The sequence below is a fragment of the Lysinibacillus sp. Bpr_S20 genome, from assembly GCF_023337835.1.
GTDB lineage: Bacteria > Bacillota > Bacilli > Bacillales_A > Planococcaceae > Lysinibacillus.
In genome coordinates, this window is record NZ_JALNLQ010000002.1 from 186,142 (window position 1) to 208,161 (window position 22,020).

At 38.6% G+C, this 22,020-nt stretch carries 17 protein-coding genes; 13 read left to right on the forward strand and 4 right to left on the reverse strand.

Annotation, left to right across the window (positions count from 1 at the left end):
* Positions 1 to 17 precede the first annotated feature (17 nt).
* The 6 genes from MWJ95_RS05505 (at position 18) to MWJ95_RS05530 (ending at position 3,672) form a co-directional block, all read left to right on the forward strand.
* Positions 18 to 851, forward strand: coding sequence for a flagellar hook-basal body protein (locus MWJ95_RS05505; RefSeq protein WP_249075139.1), 834 nt, complete (start codon positions 18 to 20; stop codon positions 849 to 851).
* A 24-nt stretch (positions 852 to 875) separates the two neighbouring features.
* A complete protein-coding gene (locus tag MWJ95_RS05510) occupies positions 876 to 1,715 on the forward strand; it encodes a flagellar hook-basal body protein (RefSeq protein WP_249075138.1) in 840 nt (279 codons plus the stop codon).
* Positions 1,716 to 1,762: 47 nt separating this feature from the next.
* Positions 1,763 to 2,047 (forward strand): DNA-directed RNA polymerase subunit beta, encoded by a 285-nt coding sequence (locus MWJ95_RS05515; RefSeq protein WP_249075137.1) that lies wholly within the window; start codon positions 1,763 to 1,765, stop codon positions 2,045 to 2,047.
* Between the two features lie 133 nt (positions 2,048 to 2,180).
* Positions 2,181 to 2,624: a 3-hydroxyacyl-ACP dehydratase FabZ gene (fabZ, locus tag MWJ95_RS05520; RefSeq protein WP_249075136.1), complete on the forward strand. Its 444-nt coding sequence runs from the start codon at positions 2,181 to 2,183 to the stop codon at positions 2,622 to 2,624.
* Between the two features lie 174 nt (positions 2,625 to 2,798).
* Positions 2,799 to 3,182 (forward strand): hypothetical protein, encoded by a 384-nt coding sequence (locus tag MWJ95_RS05525; RefSeq protein ID WP_249075135.1) that lies wholly within the window; start codon positions 2,799 to 2,801, stop codon positions 3,180 to 3,182.
* A gap of 109 nt (positions 3,183 to 3,291) precedes the next feature.
* Positions 3,292 to 3,672, forward strand: a complete 381-nt coding sequence (locus tag MWJ95_RS05530) for a hypothetical protein (protein ID WP_249075134.1) — start codon at positions 3,292 to 3,294, stop codon at positions 3,670 to 3,672.
* 658 nt (positions 3,673 to 4,330) lie between these two features.
* On the opposite strand, the gene MWJ95_RS05535 is transcribed toward MWJ95_RS05530, so the two are convergent.
* Together MWJ95_RS05535 and MWJ95_RS05540 are read right to left on the reverse strand one after the other, a co-directional pair.
* A complete protein-coding gene (locus tag MWJ95_RS05535; RefSeq protein WP_249076302.1) occupies positions 4,331 to 5,311 on the reverse strand; it encodes an NERD domain-containing protein in 981 nt (326 codons plus the stop codon).
* A gap of 101 nt (positions 5,312 to 5,412) precedes the next feature.
* Entirely contained in the window at positions 5,413 to 5,838 is a 426-nt protein-coding gene (locus MWJ95_RS05540; RefSeq protein ID WP_249076303.1) for a YwpF-like family protein, read from the reverse strand.
* Between the two features lie 303 nt (positions 5,839 to 6,141).
* On the opposite strand from MWJ95_RS05540, the gene MWJ95_RS05545 reads away from it, so the two are divergent.
* Complete coding sequence (locus tag MWJ95_RS05545; protein ID WP_249076304.1) at positions 6,142 to 6,564, forward strand: single-stranded DNA-binding protein; 423 nt, start codon at positions 6,142 to 6,144, stop codon at positions 6,562 to 6,564.
* A 261-nt stretch (positions 6,565 to 6,825) separates the two neighbouring features.
* On the opposite strand, the gene MWJ95_RS05550 is transcribed toward MWJ95_RS05545, so the two are convergent.
* Entirely contained in the window at positions 6,826 to 9,588 is a 2,763-nt protein-coding gene (locus tag MWJ95_RS05550; RefSeq protein ID WP_249104675.1) for a DEAD/DEAH box helicase, read from the reverse strand.
* Positions 9,585 to 11,159, reverse strand: coding sequence for a hypothetical protein (locus MWJ95_RS05555; protein WP_249104677.1), 1,575 nt, complete (start codon positions 11,157 to 11,159; stop codon positions 9,585 to 9,587). Before MWJ95_RS05555 ends, MWJ95_RS05550 begins: the two co-directional genes overlap by 4 nt.
* Positions 11,160 to 11,357: 198 nt before the next feature.
* On the opposite strand from MWJ95_RS05555, the gene MWJ95_RS05560 reads away from it, so the two are divergent.
* From MWJ95_RS05560 to MWJ95_RS05585, 6 genes are all read left to right on the forward strand, one after another.
* Positions 11,358 to 11,831: an IDEAL domain-containing protein gene (locus tag MWJ95_RS05560; protein WP_249076308.1), complete on the forward strand. Its 474-nt coding sequence runs from the start codon at positions 11,358 to 11,360 to the stop codon at positions 11,829 to 11,831.
* Between the two features lie 197 nt (positions 11,832 to 12,028).
* A complete protein-coding gene (locus MWJ95_RS05565) occupies positions 12,029 to 12,871 on the forward strand; it encodes a flagellin N-terminal helical domain-containing protein (protein WP_249104927.1) in 843 nt (280 codons plus the stop codon).
* A gap of 227 nt (positions 12,872 to 13,098) precedes the next feature.
* Entirely contained in the window at positions 13,099 to 14,067 is a 969-nt protein-coding gene (locus MWJ95_RS05570; protein WP_249104678.1) for a nuclease-related domain-containing protein, read from the forward strand.
* Between the two features lie 577 nt (positions 14,068 to 14,644).
* Positions 14,645 to 15,916: a nucleotide sugar dehydrogenase gene (locus tag MWJ95_RS05575; protein WP_249076312.1), complete on the forward strand. Its 1,272-nt coding sequence runs from the start codon at positions 14,645 to 14,647 to the stop codon at positions 15,914 to 15,916.
* Positions 15,913 to 16,629 carry a WecB/TagA/CpsF family glycosyltransferase gene (locus MWJ95_RS05580; protein WP_249104680.1) on the forward strand — a complete coding sequence of 239 codons (717 nt, stop codon included), beginning with the start codon at positions 15,913 to 15,915 and terminating at the stop codon, positions 16,627 to 16,629. The genes MWJ95_RS05575 and MWJ95_RS05580 overlap by 4 nt, the downstream gene beginning before the upstream one ends.
* Before the next feature lie 603 nt (positions 16,630 to 17,232).
* Positions 17,233 to 21,111: an S-layer homology domain-containing protein gene (locus MWJ95_RS05585; RefSeq protein WP_249104682.1), complete on the forward strand. Its 3,879-nt coding sequence runs from the start codon at positions 17,233 to 17,235 to the stop codon at positions 21,109 to 21,111.
* The last annotated feature ends 909 nt before the right edge of the window (positions 21,112 to 22,020 follow it).

Sequence of the window (22,020 nt, forward strand, 5' to 3'; positions counted from 1 at the left end):
ATGATGAGGTGATTCCTTTGTTTAAAGGGTTTTATACAGTTGCAACTGGTATGATTGCACAACAAAGACGAACAGAATTACTAACCAATAATTTATCAAATGCGAATACACCAGGATTTAAAGCAGACCAATCAACAATTCGCTCATTCCCCGACATGCTCATGTCGAGTGTAGGAAAAACAAATGCACCTGCTAATCAGCAAGCAGGCTCTCAATATATGAGTCAAGTGGGCGCATTAAACACAGGGATTTATATGCAAGAAACATTACCAAATTACATACAAGGCCAAATCTATAACACTGATTTCACGACAGATATGGCTTTGATCGATGGAAACTTACCACAAAATGAAGATGGTACTGCTGGATCTATTTTCTTCCGTTTAGCACATCCTGATGGTGGCGAAGCATATACTCGCAACGGGAATTTTACATTAGATGGTCAAGGCTATTTAGTAAATCCACAGGGGCTGTATGTGTTATCAGATAGAGGTCAACGCATCCAACTACCGAATGATGATTTTCGCCTAGATGAGAACGGGGCAATCTATGTTGGTAATCAGCAAGTTGCTCGTGTTGGAGTATCATTTTCAGCGAATCCGAACATGCTACGTAAACAGGATAATGGCTTAATTCGCACTGAAAACGGTGATAACTTACCGACAGCTTACGGTGCCAATGGCGTATCCTTTACACTGCGTCAAAATTATCTAGAAGGCTCAAACGTAGATTCTAGTCGCACAATGACTGATTTAATGACAGCATACCGTGCTTTCGAAGCTAACCAAAAAGTGTTACAGGCTTATGATCGCAGCATGGAGAAGGCTGCTAATGAAATCGGGAAAGTATAATAGGCGAACTGGAGGCGTTTGAACATGCTACGTACAATGATGACTGCAACAAACACAATGGGGCAATTACAAAATAAACTAGACACAATTAGTAATAACATTGCCAATAGCAATACACTCGGCTATAAAACGCAAGAAGCTACATTCAATGAATTGCTTTATCAGCAATTTAATAATGACAAGCAAGACCGAGCTGACCGACAATCACCAGTTGGTATCCGTTATGGTTCAGGCGCAATGCTTGGACAAATCCAATCAAATCAAAAGCAAGGCTCTCTACAAACAACGAATCGTGACCTTGATTTTGCTTTTACAAAACCAAAGCAATATTTCAATATTTTAATGCCAGAAGGTGAAAATGGCACAAAAACAGTGTATACTCGTCAAGGTGACTTTTATTTATCACCATTAAATAATGGAACAGTAATGGTTGTAACTGCAGATGGATATCCATTGGCAAACTCAACAGGACAAGCGATTACATTACCAGATAATGTGAAGAGTTTCGCGATCCGTGATGGTGGCGTATTAGAGGCAGCATATCCAAATGGAGATATTATTCGTACTGATGTAGCAGTGACAGAATTCCAAAAGCCACAGCTAATGGAGAAAATTTCTGGCGCCTATGTTGGACTTCCGGATAACCTAGCTCAGCTTGGATATACACAAGCTGAAGTTGTCACTGAATTACGAGGAGCAAATCGTCAGCAAATTGGCATGCAGAGCGGTTCGCTAGAAATGTCGAATGTAAATCTTTCAAAGGAAATGACGGATTTAATTCAGACACAGCGTTCTTATCAATTCAATGCAAGAGCTGTAACTTTAGCAGACCAAATGCTTGGGCTCATTAATGGTATTCGATAGTCAATCCGATATTACTGTTTAGTAAGTAATGAAGAGGAGTACAATCTATGACAAACGATTCAAGTCGAGGTTCTATGCAAACAAAAGAAACCGATACGCCACCAGAAGAGAAGGAACACGGCTCAAATGGAGAGCAACAAGAGGTTCGCTGGGTGCAAATACGGCTGATTCCGATTTGGCTACGCGTTGTACTTATTATCATCTTAGTTGTTATTGCCGCAGTTTTAGGTGCAATGTTTGGCTATAGTGTAATTGGACAAGGTAGAGCCGTGGACGTCTTCAAACCAGAAACATGGCAGCATATATTTGATATTATGAATGGTAAAGAATAAAATTATTCTTTACCATACTTTGTATTTACATAGCTTTATCTTCATGCAGCAAATGTTTTGTAACATTTATTGCATGAAGATAAAATCTGGATGCAATGACGCCAAGGCGAAATTGATATAAGGGGGAAAAGAAATGTTAACAGCAGAGCAAATTCAAGCAATTTTACCACACCGCTATCCTTTTTTATTCGTGGATCGAATCGTTGAATTAGAAGAAGGCAAGCGTGCAGTCGGTTTAAAAAATGTTTCGATGAACGAGGACTTTTTTAATGGACATTTCCCAGGCTATCCAGTAATGCCTGGCGTTTTAATTGTAGAGGCACTGGCACAAGTGGGTGGTGTAGCGTTATTAAACGCAGAGGAATTCAAAGGTCGACTAGCTTTCTTGACGGGTATTGATAATTGTCGATTCAAGCGCCAAGTAGTACCGGGAGACCAACTTCGCTTAGAGGTTGAATTCGTGAAACTACGTGGAGTAATGGGCAAAGGTCATGGCGTTGCGACAGTCGATGGAGAACTAGTATGTGAAGCGGATATTCTTTTTGCCATTGGGCCTGAACAACCAAAACAGGCTTAATTTGCAATTATAGGATAAAAGATATAAAATAATGATGTCGAATTATGTTTTTACTGTTAATCTTTTTAATAGATTAATTTAGATTTTTTATAGAAAATGCAATGGCATATATGTGATTGTAAATTGAAATACATGTAATTTTAGTTTTGTTTGAAACGTAGGAGGATTAAATAGATGTATAAGGAATTGTCTTCAGGTGTTAAAATTAGCATTACACGTTCGATTTCCACATCTTTTGAATCGTACTTAGCAAGTATTGATTGGAAAGAAGAGCGTTTTTCTATGGAAGACTTCATTGCTAGCTGGCAAACGTATTTTCAAGAAAATGCCGCATGGATCGAAAAAATCCCAGCAGATGTTTTAATGAGTACTGAATTCCATGAAGAAATGGCCAAAAAAATCGATGAAGTAATTGCCAAAATTTTAAATGAAGAACCAACAGCTAAGCAAATTGAAACAATCGAGGCCTTGCAAAAAGAGCTTGGTACAAATTATAAATTCAGCTGTAAAGCAGAAGCAGCATACATTGAACAATTGTTAAAAGAAAAACAAAAATAGTTTGTACAAAAATCGGATAGTTCCCTCCTTTCCCGGGCAATCTATGTAGGATCACAAATACACACATTGTATTTGATGACATAGCACCGAGGAAAGGAGGTTTTTTCATATGTGGAAAATGTCATTTTTGACAGTTATTCTTTTTTCTGCTTTATTCCTTGGAGGTTGTAACTGGGGAAACAGAGCAGTTGAAACAAGACCAGTCGAGAACGTTAAACACGACGTTCGCCGAGGTGTTGAGAAAGTGGAAGAAAGAAATGACGTTTACAACCGTGACGTTAATGGTGTTAACCGTAACACTGTACTTCCAGAAGCTACAACACCAGGTACAACTGCACCAAGAACAACAACACCAGGTACAACAACAGTACCAGGAACGACAACACCAGGAACAAATGCTGATATAAACAGCACAAATGGCTATAACAACGTTCCTAATGCAAATGGCGTAGTTAAAGAAAAGGTCGTTGAAGAGAAAGTAACGCGATAATATAAAAAAGAGTGTTTCCAACCATGGAAACACTCTTTTTTCATTTCGCGAAGTGAGGGTGAGTGAATACCCGCGGAGCAAGGATGAATACCCGCGGAGCAAGGGAGAATACCCGCGGAGCAAGGGAGAATACCCGCGGAGCAAAGGAGAATACCCGCGAATCAAAGGTAAATACCTGCGGAGCAAGTAAATACCCGCGAATCAAAGGTGAATACCCGCGAAGCAAGGGCAAATACCCGCGGAGCAAAGGTGAATATCCGCGAAGCAAGGGATACCCGCGAAGCAAGGATAAATACCCGCGAAACAAGGGCAAATACCCGCGAAACAAGGGTAAATACCCGCGAATCGAAGGTGAATACCCGCGAAACAAGGGCAAATACCCGAGGAGCAAGTAAATACCCGCGAATCAAAGGTGAATACCCGCGGAGCAAGTAAATACCCGCGAATCAAAGGTGAATACCCGCGAAGCAAGGGCAAATACCCGCGAAGCAAGTAAATACCCGCGGAGCAAGGGTAAATACCCGCGAATCAAAGGTGAATATCCGCGGAGCAAGTAAATACCCGCGAAACAAGGGCAAATACCCGCGGAGTAAGGATAAATACCCGCGAATCAAAGGTAAATACCCGCGAAGCAAGGGTATTCAGCCATACGAAATCCCTAGGAAGAGCGGAAAAATGGCTTCATATAGTCCACTAAATTTTCGGGTAAGTGATAAACACGATTTTTATAAGAACCTGTATAGGGAAATTGAAACTTTCTAAGTAAGCGATTGGCTGCATCACTGGAAGGAATATCGAAAAATTCACGTAACTGTTTGTTGGTAATCGTCGGCTTTACTAAGTATCGATAATCTTGTAGGGCTTCAGCAAATATTTCTTCGCTTGCATATTGACAGGACGAACATCTCCAAATCCCGCGAGCATAATGCATTTGAGATTTGTATTGGCATTTCGGACAAAGCACGCCTTGGCGAAATCGTGATGGATCAATAGAAGTCGGAACTTTGGATGGTTGATTTCTAGTAAGAAGTTGTTGAGTAATCTGCGTTAACTGTTCATTGCTTAAAATGGTTTTTGTATATTTTTCAAAAAGGGAATTTAGATGTTTTTGAAGTCCTGAAACATGGAAAATCGGAATTGTATTTGGGTGACTAGCAATGATAGCAGAGGGATTCGAAATGATAACCGCACCCTCAATGGGAAGAGAATAGTTTTGGAAAATAACTTTAAGAAATTGCATATGTCGTTGGGTCTGCGTGATGGCATTGGGAAATCCTTCGACAGTTCCATTTGGTTTCGTTCGAATACATTGATGAGTAAAATCGTCAAAATCTAGACGTCCGTTAATATTCTTGATTTCAACAATTAACATAAAGTGACTGCAAATGAAAAGGGTATCGAGTTGATGTGAATGCTGTGCAGAATTTATCAGAATTAAATTATGTAACACTGAAAAAGTATACGGACATATTAATTCATGCCATTCACGGTCAACTCTCTTCTCACCAGCAAAGCCAGCATCCAATCTTCTAAATTGCTCATGATAAAAGCCAAAATCAGGATCCTCTTCGAACAACCGCCTCTTTAAAGCCTCAAGCCACAATAATTTTACAGGCTTTTCCCTAATAGCAATGTGCAAGTGTAGTTACCTCCTATAATTTTTACATCGTATTTTACCTTAAAATTTCTACCTGTCCAATAAAAAATAACGATGCAGATTTTGCATCGTTAAATTCAAGTTCAATCATTTTTGAGTTTTGGTCGTTCTTTCATATCGTGTGAGAAGCGGTCCAATAGATTCTCTAAAGTAACACCCTCAGCTAGTAACTCGGCAAGTAATTGTTCGGCATATTTCGAGCGTTTTGTCTTTAGTGTTCCTTTTAAAAGAACAGAGACGTGCTCGCCAATTTCTTCAACTGTATGTACGACAACTTGGAAAGGGGCAGGCTCATTATCTGGAAATGAAATAACTGCACGTACATGAAAAACAGTAGCATTCGCTAAAAGTTCATCAAAAGTTGAACGATATTGCTGATCCATAAACAGTTCAAGAATCCAAGATTGATGGCTATTTTCCTGGTTAATAATAATTCCATCGACTAAAGGGAAAGGTTGCATGCCGTCTTTTGTGACAAGGTCAAAGGAAAGCATCTTAAATGTTTTCATTATGTAATATCCTCCTAAGTCGGTCATCTTTTTTAGTATAACATATTCAATTAGCTCTGTAGGGTTAATGCTGTGTTGTCACACAAACTGCAAAAACAGCGAAATTGCCTATTTCAACAAGTAGCATTTGTCATTACAGCGAAAAGCATTCGGCCTGAAAAATTATTCAATAATTGAAAAGGAAAAGCTTCAATATATCCAATTTATGATTAAAAACTAAGGGAAATGATAAAAATCGACTTTTGCCAACGCAGGATCAATTTTTGTAAGATGAGAGCAATCCAAAGCAAAGGAGGTGAATCGATGAACCAAGTCGGACTGGTCGGAAGGTTAACAAAGGATCCAGTGTTACGACACTTATCTGGAAATCGCGTGCAAGCACATTTTTCGTTAGCCATTAATCGCAATTACAAAAACAGCCGTGGGGAAGTGGATGCTGACTTTATTCTCTGTACAGTATGGGGAAGGCTTGCAGAGCATATCGTCAAATATTGCGGGAAAGGCTCATTAATCGGGGCAAATGGTCGTATTCAATCACGATCATTTGTAAATGAAGAAAGCGCAAAGGTTTTTATAACAGAAGTAGTCGTAGAAGATGTCCGATTTTATCAGCTTAAGCCAAGGGATAGTGACGAGGCTACAGTACCGTCAAAGCAATCTGATGAGCAGGAAGGCTTAAAGGATTTTGTGCTACCTGAGGCAGAAGTACAATTACCAGTAATATAGCAGTCCTAAAGGGTACATACGGGGCAAGTGACAAGTAACAAGTTGTTGTCTGATCCGCCATTCTCCTTCTATACTTGCACCGTAATCAATTTAGAAAGGAATGATGTACACCTTTCATAACGTAGTTCATTGCTGAAGACCGCACAGCAATGAGCCTTTTAAACACAACTAAATATAAATATGAAGTAAGTAGGGAAGAAGTAACAGTAAGATCCACTGAAAAAAGCGCCAAGAACACTTGGGCTCTTGGCGCTTTTAACATTAAAAATCAAGCTTCATTAAATCACGGAGTTCGTCATCTTCTAACTCAGTTAACCATTGGCTTGATTGAATGAGTTCTTCTGATAATGCAGATTTTTGGGCAAGCATTTTATCGATTTTCTCTTCGATAGTACCGATTGTCACAAACTTATGCACTTGCACAAATTGTGTTTGGCCAATTCGATAGGCACGGTCAGTTGCTTGATTTTCAACGGCGGGATTCCACCAGCGATCTGCGTGTAATACATGATTTGCCGCTGTTAAATTTAGCCCTGTTCCACCTGCTTTTAAGGAAAGGATAAATATTGGGAAATCTCCTGCCTGAAAAGTCTCTACTAAGCGGTCACGCTGCTGCTTAGGCATCGCACCTGTTAAGAACGGTGCATCAATATTATATAGTTCACTAAAACAATGCTGTAGTAATTGCCCCATCCCAATATATTGGGTGAAAATGAGGCACTGCTCGCCGTTGTCCACGATTTCTGTAGCCATTTGCACGATGCGTTCTAATTTCGTAGAACGAGTTAGCATGGATTCGGCATCCTCGAAAGGTTCTTTTAAATACAAGGCAGGATGATTACATAATTGCTTTAACTTACTAAGCATTTTTAAGACGCGTCCCTTTTTTTGGAAGCCTGTTAATTGCTCCAGCTGATCGAGCGTCTCTAATATATATCCCTCGTATAAAGATGCTTGCTCAGTTGTTAATGGGCAATACTCATGAGACTCTTGTTTATCAGGTAAGTTAAGCTGTAAGTGTGGGTCACGTTTTGTACGGCGAAGTAAAAACGGTTGAATTTTTGCACGTAACTTCTGTTTATGTGACTCAGACTCATCTCGTTCTATCGGTAAAATAAATTCTTCATTAAAGCGACCGAAGCTACCTAAATAGCCTTTATGGATAAAGTCGAAAATGGCCCATAGCTCCGATAAACGGTTTTCCACAGGTGTACCCGTTAAAGCAATATGATGTGTACCATTTAATTTACGAATAGCTCTTGATTGTAGCGTTTGCATATTTTTAATATTTTGAGCTTCATCTAGTACAACTGTTGCCCATTCAACAACTTGTAAAAACTCAGCATCCTGTGATACCGTGCCATAGGTAGATAAAATCACATGAGGTTTTTCGCTTTCTACAAGCTGTTTAAAAGCATCCTCCTTTGCTCGATTTGCCTGATAATGCGTATGCACACGCAAGGAAGGAGCAAAACGCGCAAGTTCCTTTTGCCAGTTGCCTAGTACGGACGTAGGGCAAATGATGATGGATGGCTTTGTATCCTCAGTAGTTTCAGAAAGATGAAGCAAATATGAAATAAGCTGAACCGTTTTACCAAGACCCATATCATCAGCTAGGCATGCACCAAAGCCTTGTTCGCGCATGAAGACAAGCCATTCAAAGCCCTCATGCTGATAAGGACGTAATTCTGCCTGCAATAATGTAGGAATCTGTACGGTAGGAAGTCCTTTTTTCTCCTGAAGCTGCTCCATATAGGATTTAAGCGATTTTTGTAATTCGAATGCAAAAAGCGGGTCATCTCGCATTGCATCATCGGCATCCTCTTCTTCAAGAGGTAAGGATAAATCCTCTGGTAGCTCACGGAATAATAATTCACGAACAGTCCAGCTTTCATCTTCTGCCTGCTGCATCAATGCACGCATTTCTTGCATCCAGTTCGCATCGACTCGAAACCATTCAGTACCAATGCGAATGAATTCACGTTTCTCATCCACAAGCTTTTTAAATTGTTCAGGTGAAATGGACTGTCCATTCATAGAAAATTGCCATTTGAACGTTAAAATATCATCTAATCCAGCAACCTTCTTTGTCGCTACATTGCCAGTACTTACGCGAACACGCATTTTGGATTGTTTCAAATCTTTAAGCCAAGCTGGCAATACAACATCAAAGCCGAGTGCCTGTAATCTTGCTAAATCCTCACGTAAAAATGCTCGAACTTGTAAATCTTCAAGCATCACACGGATGAAAATATCGCTACGTAAATCTTCAATAGAAAGAAGATCTACAATTTGTCCTTGTTGTTGTTCAATAGCATCAGCATACAATTGCCACTTCGCCGGTAGAGCGTCAGCGATTGGCAGAGATTGCTTTCGCATAGCAGGCGTCCAGTAGTTTTTGGCTGTTGCCGTACTAAGTACTGTTTCTAATAGCCATACTTCTGAATCTTCCTCAGGCTCACTTAAGCGTAGGGAGACAGTAACTGCTCCTGCCTGTCGTTCTTGCTCTAATGGCCAACCCCCACGTAAGAAAAATGGCGTTAGCTTTGGTAAATCAGACAGTACAAGACCTGCTTGCGCCAGTTTTTGCTGTACGGCCGTTTCTAATAAAGCTGTATCTACCCCGTCTAGAGGAAATGTTAGTGTAGAAAAATCATCAGCAATAACTACGTGTGACCAGAGCGAGGGCTCCTGCCAATACGTTTGTAAAGCGGACGCTTTTTCTAGCAACACCTGACTTTCTGCGTTCACACCTTGCCATTCAATAAAAGGATGCACATAGCGCTTTGAAAAAATATCAAGGAGCTCAGAGGATGAAACGTCAATCGTAAGTTCTGAACGATTGGTTAATAAACCATAGACATTCACTTCATAGTTAAAAAATAATGAAGAAATGAGTGATTCTGTTTCCATTGCTGCACCATCAGCAGTAAATCCCTGTAACGTAAAATATCCTTCCTGTGCTGCATTAATACGAAGCTGTAATTTTTTTGAAAACGGGGAAGGAGCATTCATAGTCATCATACTAAGTTTCCTTTCTCAATTTCTTCCTGTAATGCACGAAGTCGTTTATACTCTGCACGAATTGTTTGCATATATGTCTCAAAATAAGCAGTTTTACCAGCACGCTTTGCTGCACTGCGCATACTTTTCCAGATTCGTACAGCCTGCTTGTAGTTCATACGTGATTTTTGTGTAATTTCCGTCATGGCATATAGATGATATAAAGGCAATACTGTTGCAGGCGCAACCTGAAGCACATCCTTTAATCCACACATTTCTAAATAAGAAAGAGAGGAGAGGTTCAGCTGATGAAGGGCAGCCCATTCACGATAACGTCCTTTTTTAATAAGAAAGAACGAAAACGGTTGGAGTCCATAAACACCAAATGCACTATATAAGGTTGCTTCCTGTTCTTCTGTAAGCTGTATGTCTTCGTATAAAAGCTGAAATTGCTTTACATATTGAGCACGTTTTACAACCGGCACAGTTTGCTGTAAAAAGACTTCGGTAAATGGTAGCATCGCGCGTAAAATAATGGACTGTGCATGTGATTCGCCAGCACGTTTTGCAAAAGTAGCCAGCTCAAATAGATCCTGCATATGTTGTCCATCAATATGTGCAATGCTTTCCAGTAATAAACTTTCTTTTTGTAGCAGCACATAAAATAGCAGTTTTAATGACTGCAAGGAAATCTCAGCTGAAGGATTTTCAAGGTTATTTATAAGTGCTAATTCCTGTTCACGACGCGGCTTTTCATAAAAAAGCACCGCCCAAAGCAACATATATATTTGAAGTCGATCAGCAAATAAGCCTTGTCGTTCTAATAAAAGCTCTCTCACTAATTCCTGAATTGCATCATAAAATGGGTCAGTAGCAAAAAGACGTGATCGACCAGTTAGCTCGGTCAGTGTACCCTCCAATGATTGAACACTTTGATCAATAAAATATTTCATATAAGGAGAATCCAATGAATGTCCTTTTGTTTCATTTAAATGACGCCATATTGTATTAAAGATGGATAGTTCCATGAAAAGCTTATAAAGTGGCTGCCACTCACGTTCGAAAGGCATATGCCGTTGAAGTCGTTCCAATGCATCTGTCCGTATAGCGGAAAGACCATACCCTTCAAGAATACGTCCAGGTGGTAATAAACGTTTCATGACTTCATTGACCATCAATCGCCAGCTTTCTGGACTCCGTTCATCTGCCAATGATTTTAATTGCACTGATTTTTTGGCGCGCCAAGCACCTGACCAATTTTGTACGGAATCAAAATACTGATAAAGGGCAAGCAATGCGCCAACCTGATGTCTACACCATTTCAGCTGAGGACAGTTACAGCGCAACTCCTCATTGGCAAAATCAATTTCTACAGAAGCAGGTCTGACATCCTGTACGCTTGCATATAATGTAGAACTCGCTCCATTAAAACGTTCAAAGACAACTGATTTATTGCGCACTGAAAAAACAGCACGACGCACTAGCTCTTCGTCTTCAGTAGAGGAAGGATGTAACGCCTGTTCAGCTTCCTGTATTCTAGTAAGGATAAACTCTTGGTGTTCCTTAGCTAATTGGGCAATAGACAATGCCATAACCTCACTCCTTTCAAAATGTATAGCTAGTGGGCATTAAAGTATGAAGGAAAAAAGACTGTCCTTCCATTATACGATTAAAATGCGTACATGATAAGCTGAATGATTTGAAAGACAAAAATCAAGGAGAAGATAGTTAACAAGATAATTAATATGTGTTAAAATCTGAATAATCAGATAAATAGGGAGGGATGAAGGATGATGCAAGTTCAATATATGAAACCATTTTACACAAAAATCACTGGAGACAAACTCCGTCTCGTGTTTGCTTATCAATATTTCTCTATTTTAAAAGAGAATGAGATTTTCCATTTCATTCCCATCGAAGGTAAAGAGATGATTATCAACTTGAATACACAGCAAATTGAAAATATATCTGAAGTATTTGTTTTCCAAAAAGGAAATCGTTTTATCCGACTGCCATTATATCAATTATTATTAATTACAAATGTTCATGAGCATCTAGCACCGATTCTTGAAAACGCTACTCCCAAACCACAGTTACCACTTGTTTCTTCAGTGACTGTAGGGGAAGTAGATCAACTCATTACTGAATTGGAGCAAAAAAACATTGATCATTTAATCGACCAGGCATTACTAGATAATAATAAAGCGCTCTTTTTTGAATTACTACAACAAAAGAACCATCAACTCGGAGGATTCGAAAATTGAATACACGGTATTTCAATAAGTAAGCACCTACTTTTCAATTACGAAAAGCGGGTGCTTTTATATGTAATTGAGTCTAAAGTTTGAAATTTGGAAATGGATTAAAATTTATTACTATATACAACCTACTAAATTACCAAAATAAACTTAAAAGAATTGAACAAAGACCGAAATAAACAACAATAGGGGGTGGTGAAATGATGTTTGGAAAATGGTCAGCAACGGGGTTGTCAATTTTAAATAATATGAATAGACATTACAGTGCAATGAACAAGGCAATGCTTCGAATTTCTTCAGGTTACCGTATCAATAGTGCTGCGGATGATCCAGCGGGACTTGCGATTTCCGAAAAAATGCGTGCGCAAATTCGCGGATTGAACATGGCAGCAAAAAATATCCAAGACGGTATTTCACTCGTTCAAACAGCTGAAGGTGCACTAAATGAAGTACATGATATGATTCAGCGCATGCGCGAGCTCGCAGTACAGGCCTCGAACGATACATTAACAGATAGTGACCGTGAGAAACTCGATATGGAATTTCAAGAATTAAAAAAAGAAATTCAGCGCATCTCGAAAGACACTGAGTTTAACACCAAGACATTACTAGATGGGGATTATGCTACAAACGGTATTAAAATTCAGGCAGGTGCCAACGCAGGTCAAAGCATCGAGCTGTTTATTAACGGTATGGGGGCTGGAGCACTTGGCTTGGACGATACGACATCCATCGCCACTCGTGACGATGCCAATCACGCAATTTCCACAATGGACGAAGCCTTAAAACGTGTATCAAGCGAGCGCTCAAGACTAGGTGCCTACCAAAATCGCCTAGAACACGCCTATAATGCAAACGTAAACACAGCAGAAAACTTACAAGACGCCGAATCCCGCATCCGAGACGCCGACATCGCCAAAGAAATGATGAACATGGTAAAAGCACAAATCCTCATGCAAGCAAGTCAATACGTACTAGCAATGCACATGCAACAAGCACAATCAATCCTACAACTACTCGACAGCGGAAGGAATCCCCGATACTAAAGGAGATTCCTTTTTTACGTGGCGTAAAAAGTGAAAGCCACTGATAAAAAATGTACAATCGCCGATAAAGAAGAGACCATCGCCGATAAAAGTGAAATAATCGCCGACAAAACACGAAAAATAGCTGATTAAATCACAAAACTGCTGTAAAATGTGCTATAATCGCTGGAAGGATCCTGAATCCGCTATAAACCTAACAAAATTTAAATAGAAAAGGAGAGAATGGATTGATCATAAAATCCTTCGCACCATCCCCGTTGACTACAGGACTTCAAGCACTTGTGAATCGGTTACAGCCCACGCACCCGCAATATCACCAGCTTCAGCAGGAACTTAAAAATAAAGAAGCGGGTGATTATGGTGAGCAGTATGTTATGAAGGAACTACAGCAAATTGCACTGCTCAATGATTGCTACATTCTCCACAATGTAACACTTCCCTCTGTTCTTCCCATGCAAATTGATATTTTACTCATTGTCCCCAACGCTATCATTCTTTTGGAAATTAAAAATATTCGAGGAATTGTACATTTTAAAAATGATCCCCGCCAGCTCATTCGGACATCGGATTCTGGAGAGGTTCACGTTTTTACGCATCCTGAAGTTCAGCTTGAACAGTATATGCAAGGTGTGAAGCATTTCTTCAATACCCAACAGGTTTCGATACCTATTTATGGAGCCGTTGTGTTTCCTTTTAATAATGTAAATATTCATCGAGAGGACGGACGGTTGCCAATTATCATGGCAAAAGAGCTGCCCATATTTCTACATAAACACTTAGAGACAAGCAAAGAGACGAAAACAATGGCAGACATCAAAAATATCATTTTGTCGCATTTGAAGCACAGAACGCCATTTCCGCTTTGCACATACTATCAAATTGATGCTTCTGCTTTGCAGCGGGGTGTTTATTGTGAAAACTGTGGAAGGTTTGGAATGCAAAAATTACGTATGACTTGGCATTGCCAAAGCTGTAAATTTATATCTAAAAACGCACATATACGAGCACTACTGGATTATTACATGCTAGTAGGGGATACAATAACGAACAGAAATTGTCGTGAGTTTTTGAATGTAGAGAGCCAGTATGTAGCAAAGCGGCTTTTACAAAAATTAAATTTATCAAGTACAGGACCAGATCGAATTAGGAAGTACCATTTGTCCAGCATATATTGGAATTCGCCGCAAAAAGAGTGAGTTGCGCCGCTAACTGAAGGAAGACCGCCGCCAAACGATAAAGTTGCGCCGCCAACCAAACGAGGAACGCCGCTAAAACTTGAAAATCCGCCGCTAAGGCACAAGACTTATGCCAAACAGTCCAACATATATAGGAGTTCGCTGCAAAAAGAGTGAGTTGCGCCGCAAACTGAAGGAAGACCGCCGCCAAACGATAAAGTTGCGCCGCTAACCAAACGAGGAACGCCGCTAAAACTTGAAAATCCGCCGCTAAGGCACAAGACTTATGCCAAACAGTCCAACATATATAGGAGTTCGCCGCAAAAAGAGTGAGTTGCGCCGCTAACTGAAGGAAAACCGCCGCCAAACGATAAAGTTGCGCCGCCAACCAAACGAGGAACGCCGCAAAACCCTGAAGATTCGCCGCTATCCGACAAAACATTCGCTAATCGGACACAGAAAACAGCTTCAAAATAACAAATTGATTCACACTTTCCCTTGAAAGATGTATACTATAATGCAGAACAAAATGCAGCACGCATTTATAGAACATATCATATAACTACTCGTTTTTGAAAACGGAAGGAAGAATAGAGAAATGACTAAATCAATTTGTGTCGTTGGACTTGGCTACATCGGTTTACCAACGGCTGTAATGTTTGCCAATCACGGCATAAAAGTACATGGGGTAGACGTAAACCCAGCAGCAGTAAAAAGTATTCAAGAGAAAAAACTTCATATTGAAGAAAATGGATTGCAGGAGCGCCTGAACAAAGCGGTTGATGAAGGTTTCTTAACGGCGTCAACGACACCACAGGAAGCGGATGTGTTTATCGTGGCTGTTCCGTCGCCGATTAATCCTGATAATACAGCGAATTTAGAATATGTACGTCAAGCTACGGCTTCAATCGTGCCTTACGTGAAAAAAGGGAACCTTGTTATTCTTGAATCGACAGTACCACCGAAAACGGTAGAGCACATTATGCTACCAGAGTTAATCAAGGCAAATCTTGAATTTGGTGTTGATTTATTTGTAGCACATTCACCAGAGCGTGTAATTCCTGGTCGTATTTTTGAAGAGTTAGTGAACAACGACCGTATCGTTGGTGGGATTGACGAGAAGTCTGCACAAATGACAAAAGAGCTTTATCAAACATTTGTGAATGGGACAATTCACCTGACGGATGCAACGACAGCTGAGCTAGTAAAAGTAATGGAAAACACGTATCGTGATGTCAACATTGCATTTGCCAATGAGCTTGCAAAATTAGCAGAGAAGCTAGACGTCAACATTTGGGAAGCGATTAAATTTGCGAACTATCACCCACGTGTAAATGTTCACTTCCCAGGGCCTGGTGTAGGTGGTCACTGTATCGCGGTTGACCCTTGGTTCCTAGTGGAGCTAGGTGGAGAGACAGCACAACTTATTCATTTATCTCGTAATACGAATGATAGTATGCCAAGCTTTACAGCACAACAAACACAAGCCATCTTAAATCAAAACAAAATTGCTGGTGGCAAAGTAGCTGTTCTTGGACTAGCCTTCAAAGGAAATGTAGACGACATGCGCGAAAGCCCATCTACAATCGTTATTGATGAGTTACAAAATCTTGGATTAGAAGTTATTTCATATGATCCACACATTAAAGAAAACAAACATGCTACACAAACACAAAGCTTAGAAGAAGCGACAAAAGATGCAGATATCATCGTTGTGCTAACAGATCATAATGAATTTAAAGCATTAGAAGCTGCAGAAATCACAGCAAAATCAAAAATCGTCTTCGATACGAAAAACTGCTTAAAACGTGATAAATGGGAAGAAGCAGGCTTCCAGTTCCACCTTTTAGGAGATGCGAAGAACCGATGAAAGAAACAGTACTTGGCATCAATGTCAATACGGAAGGCTACGATGAATTAATGGAGATGGCATTCGAGCGTATTGAAAAAAAAGAAAAAGCGCTCGTTGTTGCCATCAATCCAGAGAAAATTATTAAGGCAAAAGAAGACCCTGCTCTAAAGAAGCTGCTGAACGAAGCAGAATTTCAAATTCCAGATGGCATTGGTGTAATCCTTGCTTCCAAAATTCAAAAAGGGCAAATCCGTGAACGTGTGACAGGCGTCGATATGATGATGAAGCTTTGTGAAGAAGCGGCAAAACGTGGCAAGCCTATTTTCCTTTACGGAGGAAAACCGGGTGTTGCAGATGCGGCAAAAGCAAAGCTAGAATCATTATTTCCTTCTATTAAAATAGTCGGCACACAGGACGGCTACGAAAAGGACGAACAGAAGGTCATTGACCGCATAAATGAAGCACAACCCGATTTACTTTTTGTAGCGATGGGAAGTCCAAGGCAAGAAAACTGGATTAATGCCAATCGCAATCAATTGCATCCAACTATTTATCAAGGTGTGGGCGGATCATTCGATGTACTTGCAGGAACAGTAAAACGTGCACCTGAAATTTTCCAAAAATTTGGCCTTGAATGGTTTTATCGTTTAATGAAAGAACCTAAGCGTATCAAGCGTCAAATTGCGCTTCCATTATTTTTATTGGAAGTGGCAAGACAAAAACGCCAATAATTTTTAAAAATTGGTATTGTTGTTTTATATTGAAAGTGTTAGACTGTAAATGTATAGGAATTTCCTCTATGAAATAATAGAATTCCCTGCAAGGAAACAACGGTTGGTAGCCCAAGCGAAAAAAGCTCAAGCATTTAGATGCTTGAGCTTTTTTCGTGTCTAAAAATAGTAGTCTCTCCTTAAAAGCATACATGCACTGTCAAAAGATCCCTCCTATACATTTCACCGGAACACCTCAAACATGTAGCACCTACAATTTCCATATTAAAAAATAGGATTTCCAATTTTCACACCTTATAAAATGGATTTACATCCCCTAATTAGATATTTCTGTAAAAACATTGAACATTTAAGGCTTGTTTACCATATTATTGTTGGAAAAGATGTGCAAAAACACTTGAAAAATCGTCTTAAATAGATAACAATGGTAAAAGAGAGTTGCATGCCCATGTTTTTCCGGAAATGAATTAGAAACATTTCCAAAATATGATTGACAACTTTTAGGTATCAAACTATACTTTTATGTGTAGTTGTTTATTTACTGCATTTCTATGTATTTGTAGTAGAGACATAATTTATGAACTTAGAGGAGGAAATTTTTCAATGGCTAACCAACCAAAGAAATACAAAAAATTCGTAGCAACGGCTGCTACAGCTACATTAGTAGCTGCTGCAATCGTACCAGTTGCTTCTGCGGCAGGATTCACAGATGTAAAGGGTAGTTCTCACGAAGAAGCTATCAACGCTTTAGCTGAAGCAGGTATCATCAATGGATACGCTGATGGCACATTCAAACCAAATCAAGATGTAAACCGTGGCCAAGTAGTAAAATTATTAGGCCGTTGGTTAGAAACTGAAGGCTATGAAGCTCCAGCTGACTGGGAAACAAAACAATACTTCAAAGACCTTCCGTTAACAGCTGAAAAAGAGCTATTAAAATATGCTGCTCTTTCTAAAGAAGCAGGCGTATTCGAAGGTTCAAACGGCAACTTAAACTTCACACAAAAAATGCAACGTCAACAAATGGCAGTTGTATTAGTGCGTGCTATCAACGAAATCTATGGATTAGATCTAGTAAAAGAATACAAAGCTGAAAAATTCACAAGCGAAATCGCTGACCTAGACAAAGCGTTCTCTGCTGAGCAACGTGAAGCTATCACTGCTTTAGAATATGCTGAGTTAACAAATGTAACTACCCTACCAGGTAAAAAATTCAACCCAGCTAACTCTATCACTCGCGGTCAATTCGCTTCATTCTTATACCGTACAATCAACATTGAAGTAGCAACTTCAGCTTCTGTAAAAGCTATCAACAGCACAACTGTTGAAGTAACGTTTGACGAAGAAGTTGAAAACATTCAAGCTCTTAACTTCGAAATCAAAGATCTAGAAGTTAAAAACGCAGCTGTAAAACAATCTAACAAAAAAGTTGTTGTTTTAACTACTGCTCCTCAAACAGCTGGCAAAGAGTACACTGTATCTCTTAACGCTGAAGAAATCGGTAAATTCAAAGGTATCGAAGCTGTAATTCCAACTTCAATTGATGTTGTTGAGAAATCTCAACAAAACGTTCTTGGTAACCAAGTAACTGTAAAAGCAAAAATTGCTGTTGCTGAAGGTCAATCTAAAGCTGGTATTCCTGTAACATTTAACATTGTAAATGCTCAAGATAATTCTCCAAACCCAGGTGGATCTTTAAACCAACCAATCGTAGCTGAAGCAGTGACTAATGAAGAGGGTGTAGCTACTTATACTTATACACGTTATGCAGCAACTTCTAATCAATTAGCAACTAGCGATGAAGTACAAGCATATGCGACTGGTAAACCAGCTGTGCGTTCATTTGCTAAAGTGTACTGGGCAAATATTCAACCATTAACGATTACTGAAGTAACAACAGGTGCTACTATTAATAATGGTGCTAAGAAAGTTTATAAAGTAAAAGTTGCACTTGACCATGCTGAAAAAGTTAATAATGCATCTTATCCAAATCATCCATATCAAGTGAATTTAGGTTTCAAAGAAAACTTAAATGTTACACCAGATAAAGCAGTTAAAGATGTTACTGTAACTGATGCATTTGGTAATACTTTAGGATATCCAGGTCAATGGACAACAACTTCTCAAAATGGTAATGCAGTTAAAATTTTATTAGATAAAAATGGTGAAGGTACATTCACTTTATCTGGTAACAATGCAACAGTTACTCCATTTGTTTTCGTTGACCAACAATCAAAAGTTGCTAATGCTGCAGATGTGAAAAATCGCTTTGATGAAACTGAATTATTTGCTCAAGCTCCATCTGTAACTTTCGCTAAAGCTCATAATTTAGCTATTAATCTTGAAGCAAAAGGCGTAGAAGCAGCTGCTAAATATCAAACTGCATTTACATTAGATACTAAAGGTAATTTACCTCGTAACACAGGTGGACGTTCATACGTTGCAACTATAGCAGATTTACAAGGTGCAACAGCGGGTTCTAAAACTCCTGTTTATGTATCTGTAGCAAAAGGTAACTCTAAAACTGCTAACAATGTAGCGAATGTATTTGTTTACGATGAAATCGGTAAAAAATTACATGAAGTAAAATATGTAAATGATAAACCAACACCAATTTTATTAAATACAGATGCTAAAGGCCAAGTTAAATTCAAATTAGTAGGCGATGCAGATTCTTACGCTACACCAACTGTATTTGTTGATAGCGGTGACAAAGCTGGTCAATTAGATAGCAACGATTTACAACAAGTTGGTTCAATCGTATACTTTGGTGATGTTAAAGTTGAAAAAGCTCGCCTAACTGTAGATGATGAATCAGAAACAACTGTAAACGTTACTGAAGAAACAGAGTTTGTTTATGAAACAGTTGACCAAAACGATAACCCTTACTATGTTGCAGGTGTTCCAGAATATACTGCTACATTTGATTTAACAGCTTTATATAACAATGCTACTGTAAAAGCAGGAACTTATGGAAATGTTACTAGTGCTTTAGGTACAATTAACCAAGATAGCCATAAGGTAGTTACTGTGAAAAGTGATACAAATGGTAGAGCATCTGTTAAAGTAGAAGCTGTAGCGGGTACACGTGTAACTGCGAACGTTTCAGCATCAACTCTTTCATTCGGTAATTTATCAGCAACTGCTATCTTCACTAACTTAACAAATGAAGGCGCATCTAACTTCACTGGTAAATTATTAGCTGTTGATACAGGTAATAACCGTCTATTAGCAACAGATAAAAATGGTGTTGTATATGAATTAAAATATGCTGAAAATGAATTACGTTTAAATAATAACCAAACTGTTGATGAAGCTACATTCGCAACAAAAATTGGAAATGTATTCTCATTCACGCAAAAAACAAACTCAGCAGCAGCAGTATTCAATGTAGAAGCAAATCAAGCATCAGCGATTGATACAACTTCTGCAAATTCAGTTCTTAAAACTATCACAATCAATGCTGATCAAACTCCAGCTGCTAAAGTTTATGATTTTGGTAATGCAACATTAAAAGGTAATATTAAAGTTAACGGTGAAAATGTTACAATCAAGAATTTAAAATTAGATGGTACTATTACTGTTGGAGATGTTGGCACACCATCTACTAGCATTAACTATGTTGATGACTTTAGTGTTGAAAATGTAACAGCACCAACTGGTGGAGCAGTAAATGTTATTCTTAACAATGGTGATGGAAATACTTTCACAGTAACAGGATCTACTCTTAATGAAGTGACTGTAGCTATTCCTGAACACGTAGCAGTAGGTTCAACATCTACTATTAATGACTTAAAACTACTAGTTGCTGGTTCTTCAATTACTGGTGCTGGTACAGTTAAAAAAGTAACTATAGCTAACAACTCTATTACTTTCTCTAAGGATAACCAAGTTAAAATTGATGAAGTATATGATGTAGCTAAAGCTACAGCTGAAGCAACAAAAGCTTTAGAAGATGCAATCAAAGCAGAAGCAGATGCTAAACTAGTTGAAGGTGATTATACTCCTGCTACATGGACAGCATATGCAAAAGCATTAGCAGATGCAAAAGCAGTAGATACTACTAAAGCTACAATTGCTCAAATTGAAAAAGCAACTAAAGATTTAGCAGAGGCAAAAAATGCATTAGTTAAAAAAGAAGATGCAAAAAAAGACGCTGAGTTAAAACTTCAATTTGATGCTGAAAAGGTTGCATTCACATCTTCAGAAGCACTACCAAAAGGTATTGATGTATCTGTAGACAATAAAGATGTAGTAACTGCACTTGATGCTGATAATAAATCAATTTCTTTAAAATTTGAAGATGGTAAAGTACCAACAGCAGTTACAACAATTACAGTAACTGTAAAAACTGTAGCAACTGATGATACAAAAGCTGGCACATTCACATATAAAGTGAAATATACTCCAGAAGTTGCTGCAACAGATACTGAAGAAGCAAAAGCTGCTAAATGGGAAGAAGTAAAAGAAGCTACAAAGTAATAGAAGTGTTACTTTATAAACTAACTTTCGTGAAATAAGTAATTTACAGCTCCATGGATATAACTTTAATTAGTTAAATTCCATGGGGTTTTTCTATCTATCTAACTTATATTCATCTGGGAAGTTCGGATGCATGATAAACTGTTCCATGAGCCACGTGTCTATTACTGCTGTACTGCATTAGTCATAACCGCATTAACACACACTTCAAACAGTTAATATATTATTGATATAGAAATTTATTAGCCTTTATTCCTTCTACAGGAAAAGGCTTTTTACATTTTAAGGAGGAATTCATTCTCATCGATGTATTGGATCATTTGATTAGCACATCAAAAGGTTTCCGTTCATTAAAAGAATTGGGTTACATGTAATTGATAGAGGGTAAACAAGATGGAAGCATTACAACGTTTTATAGAAGGAATAAATAAGTTAATAGGAAACAATGTCAATAGAAGAAGCAGTTTACGAATCGCTATTATTGGGCTATGTGTCGCATGCACTTCTTTTTTTCGATGTTATTGGCATCTACTAATGTCGTGAGTTCAAATACATTATACAAAGTATGGACTCGGTAGAAGAAATTTCTGCTGAGTCTATTTTTTAAGGAGATGTTTTTTTAAAACTATAATTTAATATGTAATAATTTCGTGAGCATATCTAAAAATCTATTAAATTTCAATATAAAAATAATAATAATTTACACAAAATATACTATTAATAACAATAATTAGTTATATAATTAATATGGTATTAATAATAATTTGCTTACATATATATGTAGTGGGGAAATATGTTTTGTATCGTTCGACAATGGATGACATGCAGTATGCCATGAAAGCCGCCTGTAGGGTGTAGGCCCACTGTGGGAATGCAAAGATAGGTTTACGTTGTCGACAATGCATGCAA

What these genes read in the sequence shown, in the direction of transcription:
- MWJ95_RS05530 (WP_249075134.1), top strand. Translation starts at nt 3,292, where the DNA reads ATGTGGAAAATGTCATTTTTGACAGTTATTCTTTTTTCTGCTTTATTC.
- MWJ95_RS05575 (WP_249076312.1), top strand. Translation starts at nt 14,645, where the DNA reads ATGACTAAATCAATTTGTGTCGTTGGACTTGGCTACATCGGTTTACCA.
- MWJ95_RS05545 (WP_249076304.1), top strand. Translation starts at nt 6,142, where the DNA reads ATGAACCAAGTCGGACTGGTCGGAAGGTTAACAAAGGATCCAGTGTTA.
- MWJ95_RS05510 (WP_249075138.1), top strand. Translation starts at nt 876, where the DNA reads ATGCTACGTACAATGATGACTGCAACAAACACAATGGGGCAATTACAA.
- MWJ95_RS05585 (WP_249104682.1), top strand. Translation starts at nt 17,233, where the DNA reads ATGGCTAACCAACCAAAGAAATACAAAAAATTCGTAGCAACGGCTGCT.
- MWJ95_RS05565 (WP_249104927.1), top strand. Translation starts at nt 12,029, where the DNA reads ATGTTTGGAAAATGGTCAGCAACGGGGTTGTCAATTTTAAATAATATG.
- MWJ95_RS05560 (WP_249076308.1), top strand. Translation starts at nt 11,358, where the DNA reads ATGATGCAAGTTCAATATATGAAACCATTTTACACAAAAATCACTGGA.
- MWJ95_RS05555 (WP_249104677.1), bottom strand. Translation starts at nt 11,159, where the DNA reads ATGGCATTGTCTATTGCCCAATTAGCTAAGGAACACCAAGAGTTTATC.
- MWJ95_RS05515 (WP_249075137.1), top strand. Translation starts at nt 1,763, where the DNA reads ATGACAAACGATTCAAGTCGAGGTTCTATGCAAACAAAAGAAACCGAT.
- fabZ (WP_249075136.1), top strand. Translation starts at nt 2,181, where the DNA reads ATGTTAACAGCAGAGCAAATTCAAGCAATTTTACCACACCGCTATCCT.
- MWJ95_RS05525 (WP_249075135.1), top strand. Translation starts at nt 2,799, where the DNA reads ATGTATAAGGAATTGTCTTCAGGTGTTAAAATTAGCATTACACGTTCG.
- MWJ95_RS05540 (WP_249076303.1), bottom strand. Translation starts at nt 5,838, where the DNA reads ATGAAAACATTTAAGATGCTTTCCTTTGACCTTGTCACAAAAGACGGC.
- MWJ95_RS05550 (WP_249104675.1), bottom strand. Translation starts at nt 9,588, where the DNA reads ATGATGACTATGAATGCTCCTTCCCCGTTTTCAAAAAAATTACAGCTT.
- MWJ95_RS05580 (WP_249104680.1), top strand. Translation starts at nt 15,913, where the DNA reads ATGAAAGAAACAGTACTTGGCATCAATGTCAATACGGAAGGCTACGAT.